Annotated in this window: 11 protein-coding genes; 8 read left to right on the forward strand and 3 right to left on the reverse strand. The window is 72.2% G+C overall.

The genetic code is table 11. From position 1 onward, the window contains the following. Nucleotides 1-52 precede the first annotated feature (52 nt). The 8 genes from J2847_RS12225 (at nucleotide 53) to J2847_RS12260 (ending at nucleotide 14497) form a co-directional block, all read left to right on the forward strand. The gene (locus tag J2847_RS12225; RefSeq protein ID WP_209779239.1) at nucleotides 53-1246 is read left to right on the forward strand and encodes a vWA domain-containing protein; all 1194 of its coding nucleotides are present in this window, start codon (nucleotides 53-55) and stop codon (nucleotides 1244-1246) included. Nucleotides 1247-1374: 128 nt separating this feature from the next. Then, entirely contained in the window at nucleotides 1375-2625 is a 1251-nt protein-coding gene (locus J2847_RS12230) for a molybdopterin molybdotransferase MoeA (RefSeq protein WP_209779240.1), read from the forward strand. A gap of 94 nt (nucleotides 2626-2719) precedes the next feature. After that, on the forward strand, nucleotides 2720-3715 hold the full coding sequence (locus tag J2847_RS12235) for a YeiH family protein (protein ID WP_209779241.1): 996 nt from the start codon (nucleotides 2720-2722) through the stop codon (nucleotides 3713-3715). 46 nt (nucleotides 3716-3761) lie between these two features. Beyond that, nucleotides 3762-4649 carry a LysR family transcriptional regulator gene (locus tag J2847_RS12240; protein WP_209779242.1) on the forward strand — a complete coding sequence of 296 codons (888 nt, stop codon included), beginning with the start codon at nucleotides 3762-3764 and terminating at the stop codon, nucleotides 4647-4649. An 88-nt stretch (nucleotides 4650-4737) separates the two neighbouring features. After that, entirely contained in the window at nucleotides 4738-9969 is a 5232-nt protein-coding gene (locus tag J2847_RS12245) for an alpha-2-macroglobulin family protein (protein ID WP_209779243.1), read from the forward strand. Between the two features lie 4 nt (nucleotides 9970-9973). Continuing rightward, nucleotides 9974-12064, forward strand: a complete 2091-nt coding sequence (gene pbpC, locus J2847_RS12250) for a penicillin-binding protein 1C (protein ID WP_233474479.1) — start codon at nucleotides 9974-9976, stop codon at nucleotides 12062-12064. Between the two features lie 407 nt (nucleotides 12065-12471). Further along, nucleotides 12472-12891 (forward strand): hypothetical protein, encoded by a 420-nt coding sequence (locus tag J2847_RS12255; protein ID WP_209779244.1) that lies wholly within the window; start codon nucleotides 12472-12474, stop codon nucleotides 12889-12891. A gap of 82 nt (nucleotides 12892-12973) precedes the next feature. Then, nucleotides 12974-14497, forward strand: coding sequence for a multicopper oxidase family protein (locus tag J2847_RS12260; RefSeq protein ID WP_209779245.1), 1524 nt, complete (start codon nucleotides 12974-12976; stop codon nucleotides 14495-14497). Nucleotides 14498-14501: 4 nt separating this feature from the next. Here the strand turns inward: J2847_RS12260 and J2847_RS12265 are convergent, their stop codons facing one another. The 3 genes from J2847_RS12265 to J2847_RS12275 form a co-directional block, all read right to left on the reverse strand. Continuing rightward, nucleotides 14502-14975, reverse strand: coding sequence for a cupin domain-containing protein (locus tag J2847_RS12265; RefSeq protein ID WP_209779246.1), 474 nt, complete (start codon nucleotides 14973-14975; stop codon nucleotides 14502-14504). Nucleotides 14976-15017: 42 nt separating this feature from the next. Beyond that, complete coding sequence (locus tag J2847_RS12270) at nucleotides 15018-15233, reverse strand: SlyX family protein (RefSeq protein ID WP_209779247.1); 216 nt, start codon at nucleotides 15231-15233, stop codon at nucleotides 15018-15020. A gap of 103 nt (nucleotides 15234-15336) precedes the next feature. After that, the gene (locus J2847_RS12275; protein WP_325169390.1) at nucleotides 15337-16617 is read right to left on the reverse strand and encodes an Nramp family divalent metal transporter; all 1281 of its coding nucleotides are present in this window, start codon (nucleotides 16615-16617) and stop codon (nucleotides 15337-15339) included. Nucleotides 16618-16886: the final 269 nt, after the last annotated feature.

A 16886-nucleotide genomic window follows, 5' to 3' on the forward strand; every position in this document is an offset into this window, starting at 1 on the left:
TCTTTCCTGTCCGGCGTTACTCTCCGCCCGAGACCCGCGCGAAGGACCGCTGATGTTCACGACTTTCTTCTTCGATCTGCGCAAGGCCGGCGTCCCCGTCTCGCTGACGGAGTACCTGACCCTCATGGAGGCCATGAAGCAGGGAACCGCGTCCTTCCGCGTCGAGGAGTTCTATTACCTCAGCCGCAGCTGTCTGGTGAAGGACGAGCGCAATCTCGATCGATTCGACCGCGTGTTCGGCCGGACCTTCAAGGGCGTGACGGGGGAGGGGGAGGGCGGCGCCGACGAGGTGCCCGTCACCGACATCCCCGAGGAGTGGCTGCGCAAGCTCGCCGAACGCTTCCTGACCGAGGAGGAGAAGGCGCAGGTCCAGGCGCTCGGCGGCTGGGACAAGCTGATGGAGACCCTGGCGCAGCGGCTCGCCGAGCAGAAGGGGCGGCACCAGGGCGGGTCGAAATGGATCGGCACCGCCGGCACCTCGCCCTTCGGCGCCTACGGCTACAAGCCGGAGGGCGTGCGGATCGGCCAGCACGAGAGCCGCCACCGCCGCGCCGTGAAGGTGTGGGACAAGCGCGAGTTCCGCAATCTGGACGACGGGGTGGAGATCGGCACCCGCAACATCAAGGTGGCGCTGCGCCGCCTGCGCAAGTTCGCCCGCACGGGTGCCGCCAGCGAACTGGACCTGCCGGGCACCATCCGCGCCACCGCGGCCAACGCCGGCTGGCTCGACCTGAAGATGGTGCCGGAGCGGCACAACGCGGTGAAGGTGCTGCTGTTCCTCGACGTCGGCGGCTCGATGGACGACCATATCCGGCTTGTGGAGGAACTCTTCTCCGCCGCGCGCGGCGAATTCAAGCATCTGGAGCACTTCTACTTCCACAACTGCGTCTATGAGGGCGTCTGGCGCGACAATGCCCGGCGCCACACCGAACGCATCCCGACCTTCGACGTGCTGCACACCTATCCGGCGGATTACAAGCTGGTCTTCGTCGGCGACGCGGCGATGAGCCCCTACGAGATCGTCTATCCCGGCGGCAGCGTCGAGCATTGGAACGAGGAGGCCGGGCAGGTCTGGATGCAGCGCCTGCTGTCGGTCTACGGCAAGGCGGTGTGGCTGAACCCGACGCCGCAACAGTATTGGACCTATTCGGAGAGCACGCGGCTGATGCAGCGCCTGATGGACGGACGGATGTTTCCGCTGACGCTGGAGGGGTTGGACGGCGCGATGCGCGAACTGGTGCGCTGAAGCGGCCGCGCCGCTTCTTGCTGGTTTGACGAACGGACGCTTGACCCAGGACAAGGCGTCGTCGTGTGGTATGCGGTATACGCCTGCTCGCGCAACCGCGACCATGACACCGGGTAAGGACGATTTCGATGGATGACTGCACCGCTCACGGCCCGACCGCCCTGTCGCTCGACCAGGCGGTCGCCCGCATCGATCGGGGCTTCGGTCCCGTCACCGGCACGGAGGAGGTGCCGTTGCGCGCGGCGCTCGGCCGTGTGCTGGCGGAGGACGTGATTGCCCCGCTGAACGTGCCGCCGGCCGACGTGTCGGCGATGGACGGCTGGGGCTACGCCGCCGGAACGGGGGCCGAGGTGGCGGGCGGGTTCCGGCACCTGTCGGTGGTCGGCCGGGTGCCGGCCGGCTCCAGCTTCGACGGCGTGGTCGGGGCCGGGCAGGCGGTGCGCATCTTCACCGGCGCGCCGGTCCCCGCCGGTGCCGACACCGTCGCCATGCAGGAGGATTGCCAGGGTGAAGGCGACGGCGTGCTGGTTCCCGCCGCCCTGAAGCGTGGCGCCAACATCCGCCCGGCCGGAGAGGACATGACCGCCGGCTCGGTGGTGCTGCGCCCCGGCCAGCGGCTGCGCGCGCAGGAGGTCGGGCTGGCCGCCGCCGTCGGCCGCGCGTCGCTGAGCGTCCGCAAGCGGCTGCGCGTCGTGCTGTTCTCGACCGGCGACGAGTTGCGTGAGCCGGGAACGCCGAAGCCGAACCACGCCATCTACGACGCCAACCGCTACACGCTGGCCGCCCAGCTCGACGCGCTGGGGGTGGAGGTCCGCGACCTCGGCATCCTGCCCGACCGGCCCGACGCCACCCGCGCGGCGCTGGCCGACGCGGCCGGCACCGCCGATCTGCTGATCACCAGCGGCGGCGTGTCGGTCGGCGAGGAGGACCATGTCAAGGCGGCGGTCGACGCGCTGGGCTCCATCGATCTGTGGACGCTGGCCATCAAGCCGGGCAAGCCGCTGGCGCTCGGGCGGGTGGGGAACACGCCCTTCCTCGGGTTGCCGGGCAACCCGGTGTCGGCGATGGTGACCTTCCTGCTGGTCGGCCGACCGCTGGTGCTGCGGCTGTCGGGCGCCATGAGCACCGCGACCCCGCGCAGCCTCGTGGTCGCCGGTTTCTCCTTCGACAAGAAGGCGGGGCGCCGCGAGTTCCTGCGCGCCCGGCTGGAGCGCGGGGCGGACGGTCGTCCGCTGGCGGTCAAGTTCCCGAGCAACAGCTCCGGCGTGCTGACCTCGATGGTCGAGGCCGATGGGCTGGTCGACATGCCGGCCGAAACGACGGCCATCCGTCCCGGCGATCTGGTCGATTTCCTGCCCTTCACCGGCCTGTTCGCGTGACCGATCCGTTTTTTTGATCGAAACGGTAAAGACAATAAATTGGACCGATCATCGATTTCCCTCCAGTTTCCTTGTGAAATTGGAGGCCGCAACGATGATGATCCAAGGCACCGTCCCCCGTCTGTTTCCCGGAATCGCCGTGTCGGCCCTGTTGGCCGGAGCGGCCTCCGCGCTGGTCGCCGCCTTCGGCTGGCACAGCGTCAGCCCGCTGCTGCTGGCGGTGCTGCTCGGCATGGCGCTTCGCGCCGTTGTCGGCGCGCGGGAGAGTCTGCGGCCGGGCGTCGCCTTCACCGTGCGGCCGCTGCTGCGCGGCGCGGTGGTGCTGCTCGGCGCCCAGGTGACGGCGGCGCAGGTGGGGACGCTGGGCGTCGCCGGGCTGGCGGTGGTCGCCGCCTCGCTGGCGGCGAGCCTGTGGTTCACCGGGCGGCTTGGCCGCGCGCTGGGGGTGGAGCCGGGGCTCGCCCGGCTGATCGGGGCGGGAACCTCGATCTGCGGCGCGTCGGCGGTGCTCGCCGTCAACAGCGTCACCCGCGCCGAGGAGGAGGACGTCGCCTACGCCATCGCCTGCGTCACCCTGTGCGGCACGCTGTCGATGCTGGCCTACCCGCTGCTGGCCGAGGCGCTGGCGCTGAATCCGCACGTCTTCGGCCTGTGGGCGGGGGCGTCGATCCACGAGGTCGGGCAGGCGGTCGCCACCGCCTTCCAGGATGGGCAGGAGGCGGGGGAGATCGGCACGCTGGCCAAGCTGTGGCGGGTCATGCTGCTGGCCCCGGTCGTGGTGACGTTGGGCGCCACGCTGGCCCGGCGCGGCGGGAGAGGGGCGGATGGGGGGCCGGCGCCGCTGCCCTGGTTCGTCGCCGGCTTCCTCGGGCTGATCGCGCTGAACAGCGCCGGGCTGCTGCCGGAGGCGGCGCGCCACTGGGCCGGGCAGGCCGCCCCCTTCCTGCTGGCGATGGCGCTGGGCGCCATGGGGCTGGACGCCGATCCCTCGAAGCTGCTGGCCAGGGGGCCGCGCCCGCTGCTGCTCGGCCTCGGGGCGACGCTGTTCCTTGCGTCCTTCAGCCTGATCGGCATTCTGTGCTTCGCCTGACGCGGAGTTCCGGCATCCACGCCGACCCACCGGAGCAGCCTCGCCGATGACCCTGGAGCAGTTGCGCATCTTCGCGGCGGTTGCCGACGCCCTCCACTTCACCCGCGCCGCCGAGTCCCTGCGCCTGTCCCAGCCGGCGGTGAGCGCCGCCATCGCGGCGCTGGAGGCGGAGCACGGCCTGCGCCTGTTCGACCGCATCGGCCGCCGGGTGGAACTGACCGCCGCCGGCGCCCTGCTGCGGGCGGAGGCGCGGTCGATCCTGCGCAAGGTCGAGGAGACCGGTGCGATGCTGGCCGAGCTGTCGGGGTTGGCGCGCGGCACGCTGCGGCTGGTCGCCAGCCAGACGGTTGGCAATCACTGGCTGCCGCCGCGTCTGGCCCGCTTCGCCGTCGCCTTTCCCGGGATCCGCGTCGACCTGTCGATCGGCAACACCGAGGGTGTCGCCGAGGCGGTGCGCGACGGCCGCGCCGAACTGGGCATCGCCGAGGGCGCGGTGAGCGACCCGGCCCTGATGAGCGAGCGGGTGCCGGGCGACCGGCTGGTGCTGGCGGTCGCCCGCGAGCATCCCTGGGTGGAGCGTGGGACGGCCACGCCCGGCGACCTCGCCGCCGCGCGCTGGATCCTGCGCGAACCCGGATCGGGCACCCGCGCGCTGTTCGAATCGGCGGTCCGCGCCGTTGGCCTCGACCCGGCGGACCTTACCGTCGCCATGACGCTGCCCGGCGGCTCGGTGATCCGCCACGCGCTGCTCGCCGGGCTGGGGGTGAGCGTGCTGTCCGATCTGGTGGTGCGCGACGATCTGCGCGACGGCCGCCTCGTCGCGGTCGCCGGGCTGGATCTGCCGGAGCGCGCCTTCCACCTCGTGCGCCACCGCGACCGCCACCGCAGCGCCGCCGAGCGGGAGTTCGTGCGCTTGGCAACTCAGGATGGATAGGCCGGCTGGGTGGGTCGTCAAGGCACTGTTATCAAGCGTATAACGGAGGCGCACGCGAACTCATCCCGCGAACTTCGTTGAAGGCGACATGATGGCAAGGCTGCTGGCTCTGGTCTGGATCCTGGTGGTGGCGTTGATGGCGTCCGGCCCGGCGGGGGCCGACTACTCGCCGCCGGGGGCGCTGGCCGACGCGGCGGCCTACGGCAACAGCCTGTTCGCCAAGGCGGGACCGCAGCCGAATCCCAAGCTCCAGGCCGACGCGCTGAAGCAGGCGCGCGCCGCGATGGAGCGCAAGGACGCCACCTCGGCCATCCCGAAATTCGAGCAGGCCATCATCCAGGGCGCCAACACGCCGTCGGTCTGGCTGGAGCTGAGCGCCGCCTGGTCGGCGCTGCCCGCCCCCAACAAGGAGCGCGCGCTGCACGCCGCCGTGCTGGCCGGCCGGACCGACGCCAAGGACGAGGACCGCGTCGCCATCCTCTGGCGCATCGCCACGCTGATGGACGAATCCTTCGGCAAGCCGGACGAGGCGGCCAAGGCGCTGGCCTCCATCCGCGAGATGGCCGGGCGGATCGAGCCGGGCATCCTCGACGCCCGCGCGCCGGGGCTGGAGGGGCGCTGGATCGCCATGCGCCGCAAGGCCGGCCTGCGGCTGACCGCCGTCACCGTCAACCCGGACGCGACTCCGCGCGCCTGCTTCCAGTTCTCCGACCAGCTCAGCACCCGCAAGGGCGTGCGCTTCGATGACTATCTGCGGGTCGAGCCGCCGACCAAGCTCTCGGTCGAGGCGCGCGAGAACACGCTGTGCCTGCGCGGCGTCACCCATGGCAACGGCTACACCGTCACCCTGCGCCAGGGCCTGCCCGGCGAGAACGGCATCGACCTGAAGGCCGACGAAACCCAGTCGGTGCGGGTGCCCGACCGCCCAGCCATGGCGGCTTTCCGCGGCTCGGCCTTCATCCTGCCGCGCAGCGGGCCGGACGGGATTCCGCTGATCGCCGTGAACGCCGACAAGCTGGCGGTCGCGGTCTACCGCATCACCGACCGCGCGCTGGTTCCCGGCATGTCGGAGGGGCGGCTGTTCAACCCGCTGACCGCCAATTCCGCCGAGGTGCTGGCCGACCGCAACGGCGAGCTGGTGTGGAAGGGCGAGATGGACGTGAAGGGCGAGCGCAACCGCGACACCACGGTGGCGCTGCCCTTCCGCAAGGCGGTCGGCGACGATCCCAAGCCGGGCCTCTACGCCGTCACCGCCCAGCCGGCCGACGTCGAGCCGGCCGACCCCTGGGACGATCTGGCGACGCAGTGGGTGCTGGTCTCCGACATCGGGCTGACCAGCCTGCGCGGCGCCGACGGGCTGACCGTCTTCGCGCGGTCCTACGGCACCGCCAAGCCGTTGGCCGGGGTCGAGGTGGCGCTGGTCGCCCGCAACAACACCGAGCTGGCGCGGGTCAAGACCGACGAGCTGGGCCGCGCCCGCTTCGCGCCCGGCCTGATGAAGACCGGCGGCAACACCCCCGACATGGTGATGGCCTATCTCGGCACCGACTTCGCCATGCAGGATCTGACGGGCTCCGCCTTCGACCTCAGCGACCGTGGCGTCGGCGGCCGCGCCGCGCCGGGGCCGATGGACGCCTTCGTCTACACCGACCGTGGGGTCTACCGGCAGGGCGAGACCGTCAACCTCTCGGTCCTGCTGCGCGACGACAAGACCGAGGCGGTGGAGAATTTCCCGCTGACCGTCAAGGTGCTGCGCCCGAGCGGGACCGAGTATTACTCCGCCCCGGTCCAGGTCCAGGCGGCCGGCGGCGTCGCCCTGCCGCTGAGCCTGTCGCGCACGGCGCCGATCGGCGGCTGGCAGGTGCTGGTCTACGGCGACCCGAAGGGCGAGCCGGTCGGGCGCGGCTCCTTCCAGGTCGAGGATTTCGTGCCGATCAAGCTGGCGCTCGACCTGACGGCCGGCGGGCCGATCCTGGTGCCGGGCCAGCCGTTCGAGGTGGTGGCGCAGGGGCGCTTCCTCTACGGCCCGCCCGCCGCCGGCCTCGACGGCACGGCGGAGGTGCTGCTCCAGCCCGATCCCGTTCCCTATCCGAACTTCAAGGATTTCCGCTTCGGCCGGGTGCAGGACAGCTTCGATTCGAAATTCACCGAGCTTGAATTCCCGACCACCGACGAACAGGGCCGGTCGCATGTCGCGGTGGAGCTGAAGGACGTCCCCGACACCAGCCGCCCGCTGCGCGCCCAGATCACCGCCACCCTGTCCGAGCCGGGCGGCCGCCCGGTGCGCAAGTCGGTGTCGGTGCCGGTGCGCCCCAAGGCCCACGCGCTGGGCTTGCGCCCTCATTTCAAGGACGGCCGCATCGGCGAGGGGCAGGAGGCGGGCTTCGACCTCGTGGCGGTAGCCCCCGACGGCACCCAGATCGCCAAGCCCGGCCTGAGCTGGGAACTGGTCGAGGAGCGCGTCGTCTACCAATGGTACCGGCAGGGCGGCCGCTACAGCTACAACTCCAGCGTCCGCAACGTCTCGCTGGCGTCGGGCACCGTCGCGGCGCTGGCCGACAAGCCGGTGGCGCTGGCGCTGGGTAAGCACGATTTCGGCCGCTACCGTGTCGAGGTGACTGACAAGGCGGCGGGCGTCGCCTCCTCCTACCGCTTCTACGTCGGTTGGCAGGGCGGCGACGACAGCGGCGACGTGCCCGACAAGCTGGAGGTCTCGACCGACAAGCAGGCCTACCGCCCCGGCGACACCGCCCGTCTCCGCATCGCGCCGCCCTTCGCCGGCGAGGTGCTGCTGACGGTGGCGACCGACCGGCTGTTCGACGTACGCGCCCTGTCGGTCCCCGCCGAGGGCGCCACCGTCGAGATCCCGGTGGACGCCGCCTGGGGGCCCGGCGCCTACGTCACCGCCACCGCCTACCGCCCGCCGGTCAAGGGGCGGGAGCGCCAGCCGGTGCGGGCGCTCGGCGTCGCCTGGGTCGGCATCGACCCGTCGGTGCGCACGCTCGACGTGGCGCTCGACGCCCCGGCGACCATCCGCCCGAACGGCCCGCTGGAGGTCGCGCTGAAGGTGACGCCGGCCGGCGGCGGCAGCCTGACCGAGGACGCCTACGTCACGCTGGCGGCGGTGGACGAGGGCATCCTGCGCCTGACCGACTTCGCCAGCCCGCAGCCGGGTAAGCATTTCTTCGGCAAGCGGACGCTCGGCCTCGACATCCGCGACGATTACGGGCACCTGATCGACGCGCTCGACGGGCCGTTCGGCGCCCTGCGCCAGGGCGGCGATTCCAGCGGCGCCGGCCTGCCGGTGGTGCCCTTCACCGTGGTGTCGCTGTTCAAGGGGCCGGTGAAGGTCGGCGCCGACGGCATCGCCCGCGTCCGCTTCGACGTGCCCGACTTCAACGGCGAGCTTCGCCTGATGGCGGTCGCCTACAGCCGTGGCCGGGTCGGTTCGGCCGACAAGCCGGTGACGGTGCGCGACCCGCTGGTCGCCGACGCCATCCTGCCGCGCTTCCTCGCCCCCGGCGACGACAGCCGGGTGACGCTCTCGCTCCACAACGTCGAGGCCGCCGCCGGCACCTACGCGGTGACGGTCGAGGGCCGCGACGCCGTGTCGGTGCAGGGCGGCAACCTGTCGGTCGCCCTGGAGAAGGGCGAGCGCAAGACGCTGATCGTCCCGCTGAAGGGCCTGTCGGCCGGCATCGGCCACGTCGCCCTGTCGGTCAAGGGCCCCGCCAACGGGACTGAGGTTCTCGCGGTCGCCCACGAGTATGGCATCACCGTGCGTCCGGCGCGCGGGGTGGAGACCCAGTTCGTCACCCGTCAGGTGGCGCCCGGCGAATCCCTGCGCTTCGACGGGGCGGAACTGGCCGCCTATGTGCCGGGAACCACGGCGTGGTCGGCCAGCTTCACCACGGCGCCGCCCTTCGACGTCGGCGGCATCCTGCGGGCGCTCGACCGCTACCCGTTCGGCTGCCTGGAGCAGACGGTCAGCCGCGCGCTGCCGCTGATGTCGGTGAAGGACGTGGAGCTGGCGCTCGGCACCGACCGCAAGCCGGACGACGGGCTGGAGAGCCGCGTCCAGCAGGCGATCTCACGCACGCTCGACAAGCAGCGCTTCGACGGCGCCTTCGGTCTGTGGAGCGCGCAGGATCAGGCCGACGGCTGGCTGACCGCCTACGCCACCGAGTTCCTGGTCCGCGCCAAGCAGAAGGGGCAGGCGATCCCCGACAAGCCGCTGGCCGACGCGCTGGCGTGGCTGCGCCAGCGCGCCATCGCCAGCGCCAGCGAGCCGGAGGAGCTGGCGGTGCGCGCCTACGCCCTGCACACGCTGGCGCTGGCCGGCATCTCCCTGCCGGGGCCGGCGCGCTACCTGCACGACACCGCGCTCGACAAGCTGCCGACGCCGCTCGCCAAGGGGCAGCTCGGCGCCGCGCTCGCCCGCATGGGCGACACGGAGCGCGCGACCAGCGCCTTCGACTCCGCCGCCGGCTGGCTGGCCCGTGATGAATGGCACGCCGACTACGGCTCGACCGTCCGCGACGCGGCGGCGCTGATCGTGCTGGCCTCGGAGGTCAATCTGGCCGGCAACCGGCTGCCGGCGCTGCTCGACCGCCTGCCGGCCTCGGCCACCGCGGCGAACCGCACCAACACGCAGGAGAAGGCGTGGTCGGTGCTGGCCGCCGACACGCTGCTGCGCGGCGCCCCGGCGCGCGTCGAGTTGACCCTGCCGGGCGGGGTGAGGCGCGACGGCCCGCGCGTCGACCTGACGCCGACCCTGGCCCAGCTCACCGCCGGGCTGCCGGTCTCCAACGCCGGCAAGGCGGCGGTGTGGCAGGCGGTGTCGGTGTCCGGCGTGCCGGTGACGCCGCTGCCGGCGGCCCGCGAGGGGCTGCGCGTCAAGCGCAACTTCTTCACCCGCAAGGGCGAGCCGCTGAACCTCGACACCATCCGCCAGAACGACGTGTTCGTCGTCGTGCTGGAGGGCGAGGCCAACACCAACCTCTACCATCAGGTCGCCATCACCCACCCGCTGCCGGCGGGCTGGGAGATCGAGAACGCCAATCTCGGGGCGGGGTCGGTCTCCGACCTGTCCTGGCTCGGCGACCTCAGCGCGACCCGGACGAGCGAGGCGCGCGACGACCGCTTCGTCGCGGCGGTGGATCTGTCGGAGGGGGAGAAGACCTTCAAGCTGGCCTTCGTTGTCCGCGCCATCACGCCGGGCGTCTACGAGATGCCGGGCGCGGTGGTGGAGGACATGTACAAGCCGCGCTTCTTCGCCCGGCAGACCGTCGGCCGCATCACCGTCCATCCGGCGGAGTGACGGGTTGCGGGCGCGTCTGCGCAAACTCCTGACCGGCGCCCTGCCCATCGTTGCGATGGGCGCCGCCGCGTTGGGGGCGCTGGCCGGGACGGCGCTCACCCTCGACGCGCTGTTCCCGCCGCCGCTCGCCCGGCTGGGCGAGCTGTCGGTGACGGTGGCGGATCGCGGCGGCAAGCCGCTGCGCGTCTTCACCAACCGCGACGGGGCGTGGCGCCTGCCGGCGGCGGCCGGCGACGTGGCGCCGCTGTTCGTCGATCTGTTGATGGCCTACGAGGACCGCCGTTTCGAGAGCCATCCCGGTGTCGATCCGTTGGCGGTGCTGCGGGCGGTCGGCCAGAATCTCGGGGCCGGGCGGGTGGTGTCGGGGGCCTCGACCCTGACCATGCAGGTCGCCCGCCTGCTGGAGCCGCGCCCCCGCACCCTGTCGGCCAAGCTGATCGAGGCGGCGCGGGCGGCCCAGCTCGAATGGCGCTACGACAAGCGCGCGATCCTCGGCATGTACCTGACGCTCGCTCCCTATGGCGGCAACGTCGAGGGCATCCGCGCCGCCTCCCTGATGCTGTTCGGCAAGCCGCCGACCGAGCTGGACGCCGCCGAGGCGGCGCTGCTGGTGGCCTTGCCGCAGGCGCCGTCGCGGCTGCGCGCCGACCGCTACCCGGAGCGGGCGCGGGCAGCGCGCGACAAGGTGCTCGACCGCGCCGTGCTGGCCGGAATCCTGTCGGTGAAGGCGGCGGAGGAGGCGAAGACCGAGCCGGTGCCGTCGCTTCGCCTGCCGCTTCCGGCTTCCGCTCCGCATCTGGCCGAGGCGCTGCGGGCGCAGCGGCCGGGCGAGCCGCTGGTGGCGACCACGCTGGACGGCGACCTCCAGCGCGCCGTCGAGGCGCTGGCCCGCCGCGAGGCCGCCACCCTGCACGAGCGCGCCGGGCTGGCGGTGCTGGTGGTGGACAACCGGACCCGCTCGGTCCTGGCCTATCTCGGCAGTTCCGACGCGCTCGACGAGCGGCGGCTGGGGCCGATCGACATGGTGCGGGCGGTGCGCTCGCCGGGGTCGGCGCTGAAGCCCTTCATCTACGGGCTGGGCTTCGACGACGGCATCATCCACCCGCTGACCCAGGTGGCCGACGTCTCCACCCGCTTCGGCGATTACGCGCCGCGCAACTTCGACCGTGGCTTCAACGGCGACCTGACCATCCAGGAGGCGTTGCAGCGCTCGCTGAACATCCCGGCCGTGCTGGTGCTCGACCGGGTCGGGCCGCTGCGCTTCGCCGACGCGCTGCGGCGGGTCGGCGCGCGGCTGGTCATGCCGGCCGGAACCACCGTTCCGGGGCTGCCGGTGGCGCTCGGTGGCGCCTCGATCAATCTGTGGGACATGGCGACGCTCTACGCGGGGCTGGCGCGCGAGGGCATGGTGGCGCCGCTGCGGGCGACGCCGGAAGGCGGCGATGGGGCGGAAACGCGGCTGCTGTCGGCCTCCGCCGCCCAGCAGGTGCGCGCCATCCTCGAAGGCAGCCCCCCGCCGCCCGGCACGGTGCAGGCGCAGGAGTTGCGGGGAAACGGTCCCATCGCGCTGAAGACGGGGACCAGCTACGGCTTCCGCGACGCCTGGGCCTTCGGGGTGACGGAGCGCTACACGGTCGGCGTCTGGGCCGGCCGCCCCGACGGCACGCCGAGCCCCGACCGCTACGGCCGCAACACGGCGGCCCCGCTGCTCTTCCAGGTCTTCGACCTGCTGCCCCGCGACCGTGGACGTCCGGCCGGACCGATCGCCTCGGCGCCGCCGGCGGAGCTGCTGCGCCGGCTGCACGCCGGCAGCCCGGCCCTGATGGACGGCCAGCAGCCCGACCGGCCGCGCCTGCTGTTTCCCAGCGGCGACATGGAGGTAGAGGCGCTCGGCCCCGACGGTCGGGGGGAGCCGCTGACCCTGTCGGCGTCCGGCGGGCGGCGTCCGCTGTCCTGGCTGATCGACGGGCGGCGCATCGCCCTGTCGCCCATCGCCCGCGACGTGGTGTGGCGCCCGGACGGGCCGGGGCCGGTGCGGATCACGGTGCTCGACGCCGACGGCCGCAGCGACAGCGCGACCATCACCATCCAGTGACGGATTTCAGGACGCCCGTGTCAGGATGCTTGGCGGAATGGATCGCGGGGCTGGGGCTGACTCGTCCGGCTCCACACCCGCGAGCGCACCCGCATCTGCTTCTGACAATCGGCCGAGCAGTAGAGCGGCGCCGGCCCCCGCGTCGACGGGCGGGAGAAGGGGCGGCCACAGCAGGCGCAATGCAGTTGGCGGGCGTTCGGCTGGCCCTGGCGGGCGGTGACGGTCATGACGAGGGAACAGGGGTTTGTTTCGGGTGACGGCCAATATAGGTGGGGTTTGTTGCAGTTCCATGCTCGCGAGGGCAGCTATGCCCATAAGGTTAATGGGGCTGGCGAAGGGGTTGGCCGATTGACCGGCTCCGCCGTTCGGCCTATCTGAGGGATCGGGACAAACCAGGACGGCGCCGGATGCGGATCAAGGCTTGGACAAGGCTGTGGCGGAGGATGCCGGCGCTGGCGGGAGCCATGCTGCTGGCTGTCCTGCTGTGGCCCGTCGCCGCCTCGGCCGCGCCCTCGCCGCACGCCCATCACCGGGAGGCGACCGGCGCGGCAACGGCGGGCCATCATTCCGGAACGGCCCAGGCCACGACGGCAAGCGTCCGGCCCGTCCTGTCCATGCCCGGTGCCGACGCACCCTGCCACCATCGGCCGGATTCGTCGCGTCCTCCCTGCTGCGCCGGACCCGCCTGCGTGTCCATGCATGTCGGAATCGCCGCCGAGGCCATGGCGATGACGATGCCGTCCGGCCGCTCCAGCCCCCCGTCCGGCGTGGCGCTGCTGGAGGGCGAGGGCGTACCGCCGGACTTGCCGCCGCCCCGTCTGGGATGACGGACCGTTCCCCGCACCGTCCGGGGAACCGACACCGAAGCCGCGCGCTTCGCGCATCCCACCGAGATTTCCGGAGTCCCTCATGACTCACGCGCTTTCCCGCCGCCGGCTGCTCGCCGCGACGGCGGCCGGCGGCTGTGCCGCCCTGCTTCCCGCCTTCCCCCGCCAAGCCCTTGCGCAGGCCACCCCCCTTCGGCTGAGGGTCGAGCGCCGCACGCTGGAGGTGAACGGCAAGGCCGCCACCGTCTTCGGCATCCGCCAGCCCAACGGCGCGGCCGGGCTGGCGCTCGACCCCGGCCAGCCCTTCCGGGTCGATCTGACCAACCGGTCGGGCGAGGACACCGTCATCCATTGGCATGGCCAGACTCCGCCCTACGCGCAGGACGGCGTCGCCGACGCCAACCGCCCCACCATCCCGGACGGGGCGACGCGGAGCTACGATTTTACCCCGCGCCCCGGCACGCACTGGATGCACTCCCACCATGGCTTGCAGGAGCAGCGGCTGATGGCGGCTCCCCTGATCGTGCGCACCGCGGACGACCTGCGCGCCGACGAGCAGGAGGTGACGGTCCTGCTCCACGACTTCACCTTCCGCGACCCGGCGGACCTGCTGGCCGGCCTGACGGGCGGAGCCGCTTCTTCCGCCCACGGCGGCGGGCATGGGGCCGGCCCGGCGGCGGCGGGCCACGCCTCGCACGCCATGCCGGCGCAGGGGGGCATGGCCGGGCATGCCATGCCCGGTTCCGCTGGGCATGGCGGCGGTCATGGCGGCGGTCATGGGGACGGCGCGATGGCGATGGACCTCAACGACGTCGAGTACGACGCCTACCTCGCCAACGACCGCACCCTCGCCGATCCGGAGGTGGTGCGGGTGGAGCGCGGCGGCCGGGTGCGGCTGCGCATCATCAACGGCGCAACCTCGACCGCCTTCCACATCGACCTTGGCACCCTGACCGGACAGGTCGTCGCCGTGGACGGCACGCCGGTTCGTCCGGTCGAAGGGCGGCGCTTCGGGATGTCGATGGGCCAGCGCCTCGACATCCGTCTGACCCTGCCGGCTGGCGGCGGCGTCTTCCCCATCCTGGCGCTGCGCGAAGGGGCGGTGGAGCGCACCGGCATCCTGCTCGCCACCCCCGGCGCGTCGGTGGCCAAGCTGTCCGACCGCGCCGACCGGCCGGCCGGGCCGCTCGATCTGTCCCTGGAAGCCGGCCTGACCGCCCTGGCGCCACTGGCGGCGCGGCCGGCGGATCTCGTCCGCCGCGTCCGGTTGACCGGCTCGATGACGCCCTACGTCTGGACGTTGGACGACCGGGCCTTCGGCGCGCATGTCCCGCTTGAGGTCGCCAGGGGGCAGCGGGTGGAGCTGACGCTGGAGAACACGTCGGGCATGGCCCACCCGATGCACCTGCACGGCCATCATTTCCAGGTGGTCGGGCTGAACGGCAAGCCGCTGGCCGGGGCGGTGCGCGACACGGTGCTGGTGCCGGACGGTGCCGCCGTGACCGTCGTCTTCGACGCCGACAACCCCGGCCGCTGGCCGCTGCACTGCCACAACCTTCTGCACATGGCGACCGGGATGATGACCGAGGTCGTCTACGACGGTTGACGGATCACTTCGGCAGGCGGTGGGGACAGCCGGCGTTGCCGTCCTTCTCGCCCTTGTAGGTGGTCAGGGCGTGCGCGCCGCCCTTGCCGATGAAGGTCGCGGTGTAGACCAGCGGTTCGGTGTCGCTGGCGTTGTGCTGCTGGTGCCGGGTGCCGGGCGGAATCTCCACGACCACGCCCGGCGCCAGCGGCACGTCCGGGCGCTTGTCGATGGTCAGGTGCCCGGTGCCGCTCAGCACCTCCATGTACTCCACGACGTCGTGGACATGGCGGTGGGCGTCGTGGCCGGGCGGGACGGTCAGCTTCTCCACCATCCGCAGGGAGCCGGGGAGTCCCGGCACGGGGCCGGGCGGCATCGCCACGGCGCAGGACACGGCCATCGGGCGGGGCTCGGCGGCCGAGGCGCCGAAGGCCGGCGGGAGGAAGGCCAGGGCGACGAGGGCGGGGAGAGCGGCGGGGAGAGCGGCGGGGCGTCGCATGCGGGGTTCGTCCGGTGTGGTGACGGTGATGCGGCTGGCTGCTCAGTAGTGCGGCGGGGGGCGGTCGTCCTGGGGCGAGCGGCCCCCGCCGGATTCGACCTCGGCCAGCCGGTCACGCATCTGGCGGATGTGCAGCGTCAGCCGGTCGATGGTCTGGCCCTGGCGGAACATGACCTCCGACATCTCCTCCGCCATGCGCTCGTGATGGGCAAGGCGGCTTTCCAGGTCGGTCAGGCGTTGTTCGAGGGCGGCATCCATGGCGCGGTGTCCGGTCGGCGGTGGCGGGGAAGGGGCCGCAGGATGGACCATTCCCCGCCTCAGGTCGAGCGCGCCGGCCCGACTCCCGTCATGCCCCCGTCAGTCAGGCCATCGCGGAGGTTCCGGCCAGCCAGCCCGAGAGCGCCGTCAGCACGACCACCATGACGCTGGCGATCCGCAGGGTCAGCGGCGCCATCGCCAGCCCGCCCATCAGGCTGCGGTTGCGCAGCAGCAGCAGCATCGGCACCAGGATGAAGGGCAGGGTCAGCGCCAGGATCACCTGGCTCAACACCAGCAGCTCGTCCGCCGACCCGTCGCCCGAACTCCACAGTATGCCCAGCGCCGGGATCAGCGAGGCGCCACGGGTGACCAGCGCGCGGGTCAGCGGGCGCAGACGCAGGTTCAGGAAGCCTTCCGTCACGATCTGCCCGGCCATCGTTCCGGTGGTGGTGGAGCTTTGACCGGCGGCCAGCAGGGCGATGGCGAAGACCAGGGCGGCGGCCCCGCCGATGGTGCTGCCCAGCAGCGCGTGGGCGTCCTCGATGCCGGGCGCCGCGGCGTCCGGGGCGATGCCCTGGAAGGCGATGGCGGCGACCGCCAGGATCGAACCGTTGACCAGACCGGCCAGCGCCAGGGCGCCCGACAGGTCGATCGTCAGCCAGCGGGCGGCGCGCTTGCGGTCGGCCTCGGTCGCCTCGGCGGCCAGCCGCGAGCGCACCAGGCCGGAATGCAGGTACAGGTTGTGCGGCATCACGGTGGCGCCGATGATGCCCAGCGACAGGTACAGCATCTCCGGATCGCGGGCCAGGTCGATGGTCGGGACCAGACCGGCCAGCAGGGCGCCGGGATCGGGCTTGGCCATCACCAGCTCCCAGCCGAAGCAGACGACGACCACGCTCATCAGCACGCCGACCACCAGCTCCGGCGCCCGGCCCCGCGCGCCCGGCAGGGCCAGGATGGCGAAGGTGGCGACGGCGGCGATCACCACGCCGGCCAGGATCGGGATGCCGAACAGCAGCTTCAGCGCGATGGCGCTGCCCAGCAGTTCGGCCAGATCGGTGGCGATCATCGCCAGTTCCGACACCACCCAGACCACCATCGCCACCGGGCGCGGGAAGCGGTCGCGGATCAGGCGGGCCAGATCCTTGCCGGTCGCCAGCGTCAGCCGGACGATCAGGGTTTGCAGGAAGATGCCGGCGAGGCTGGCGATCAGAACCGCCGACAGCAGCGCGAAGCCGAAGCTGGCGCCGGCGGCGATGTCGGTGGCCCAGTTGCCCGGATCCATGTAGCCGACGGCGACGACGAAGCCCGGCCCCATCATCGTCCAGAAGCGGCGGGTCGGCAGGGGAGCGGCAGACTGCGCGGAGGGGGAGGGGGTGATCACGCCGGAAGCTCCTGAACGAACGGTCTTGGATCGTAATTCGGACTCGCAATTGCGATCAATTCTCAATCTGCCAGAGCAAGCCCTGGAGGTCCAATCGTGACTTCCAAGGGCAGCGATAGGTTCCTCCTATCCGTGCCCCGGTTGCGGGCGGGATCTCGCAAACGGGGCGCCGGGCAAACGGGACCGGACAGTGCGTTCAGAACAAGCTAGGGCGCGTTTGGTTCACGGCGAGGCGCACGTCATCCCCTTCCGCGCAGTGGCAACCTCGA

It is taken from the genome of Azospirillum agricola (assembly GCF_017876095.1).
GTDB classification, from domain to species: domain Bacteria; phylum Pseudomonadota; class Alphaproteobacteria; order Azospirillales; family Azospirillaceae; genus Azospirillum; species Azospirillum agricola.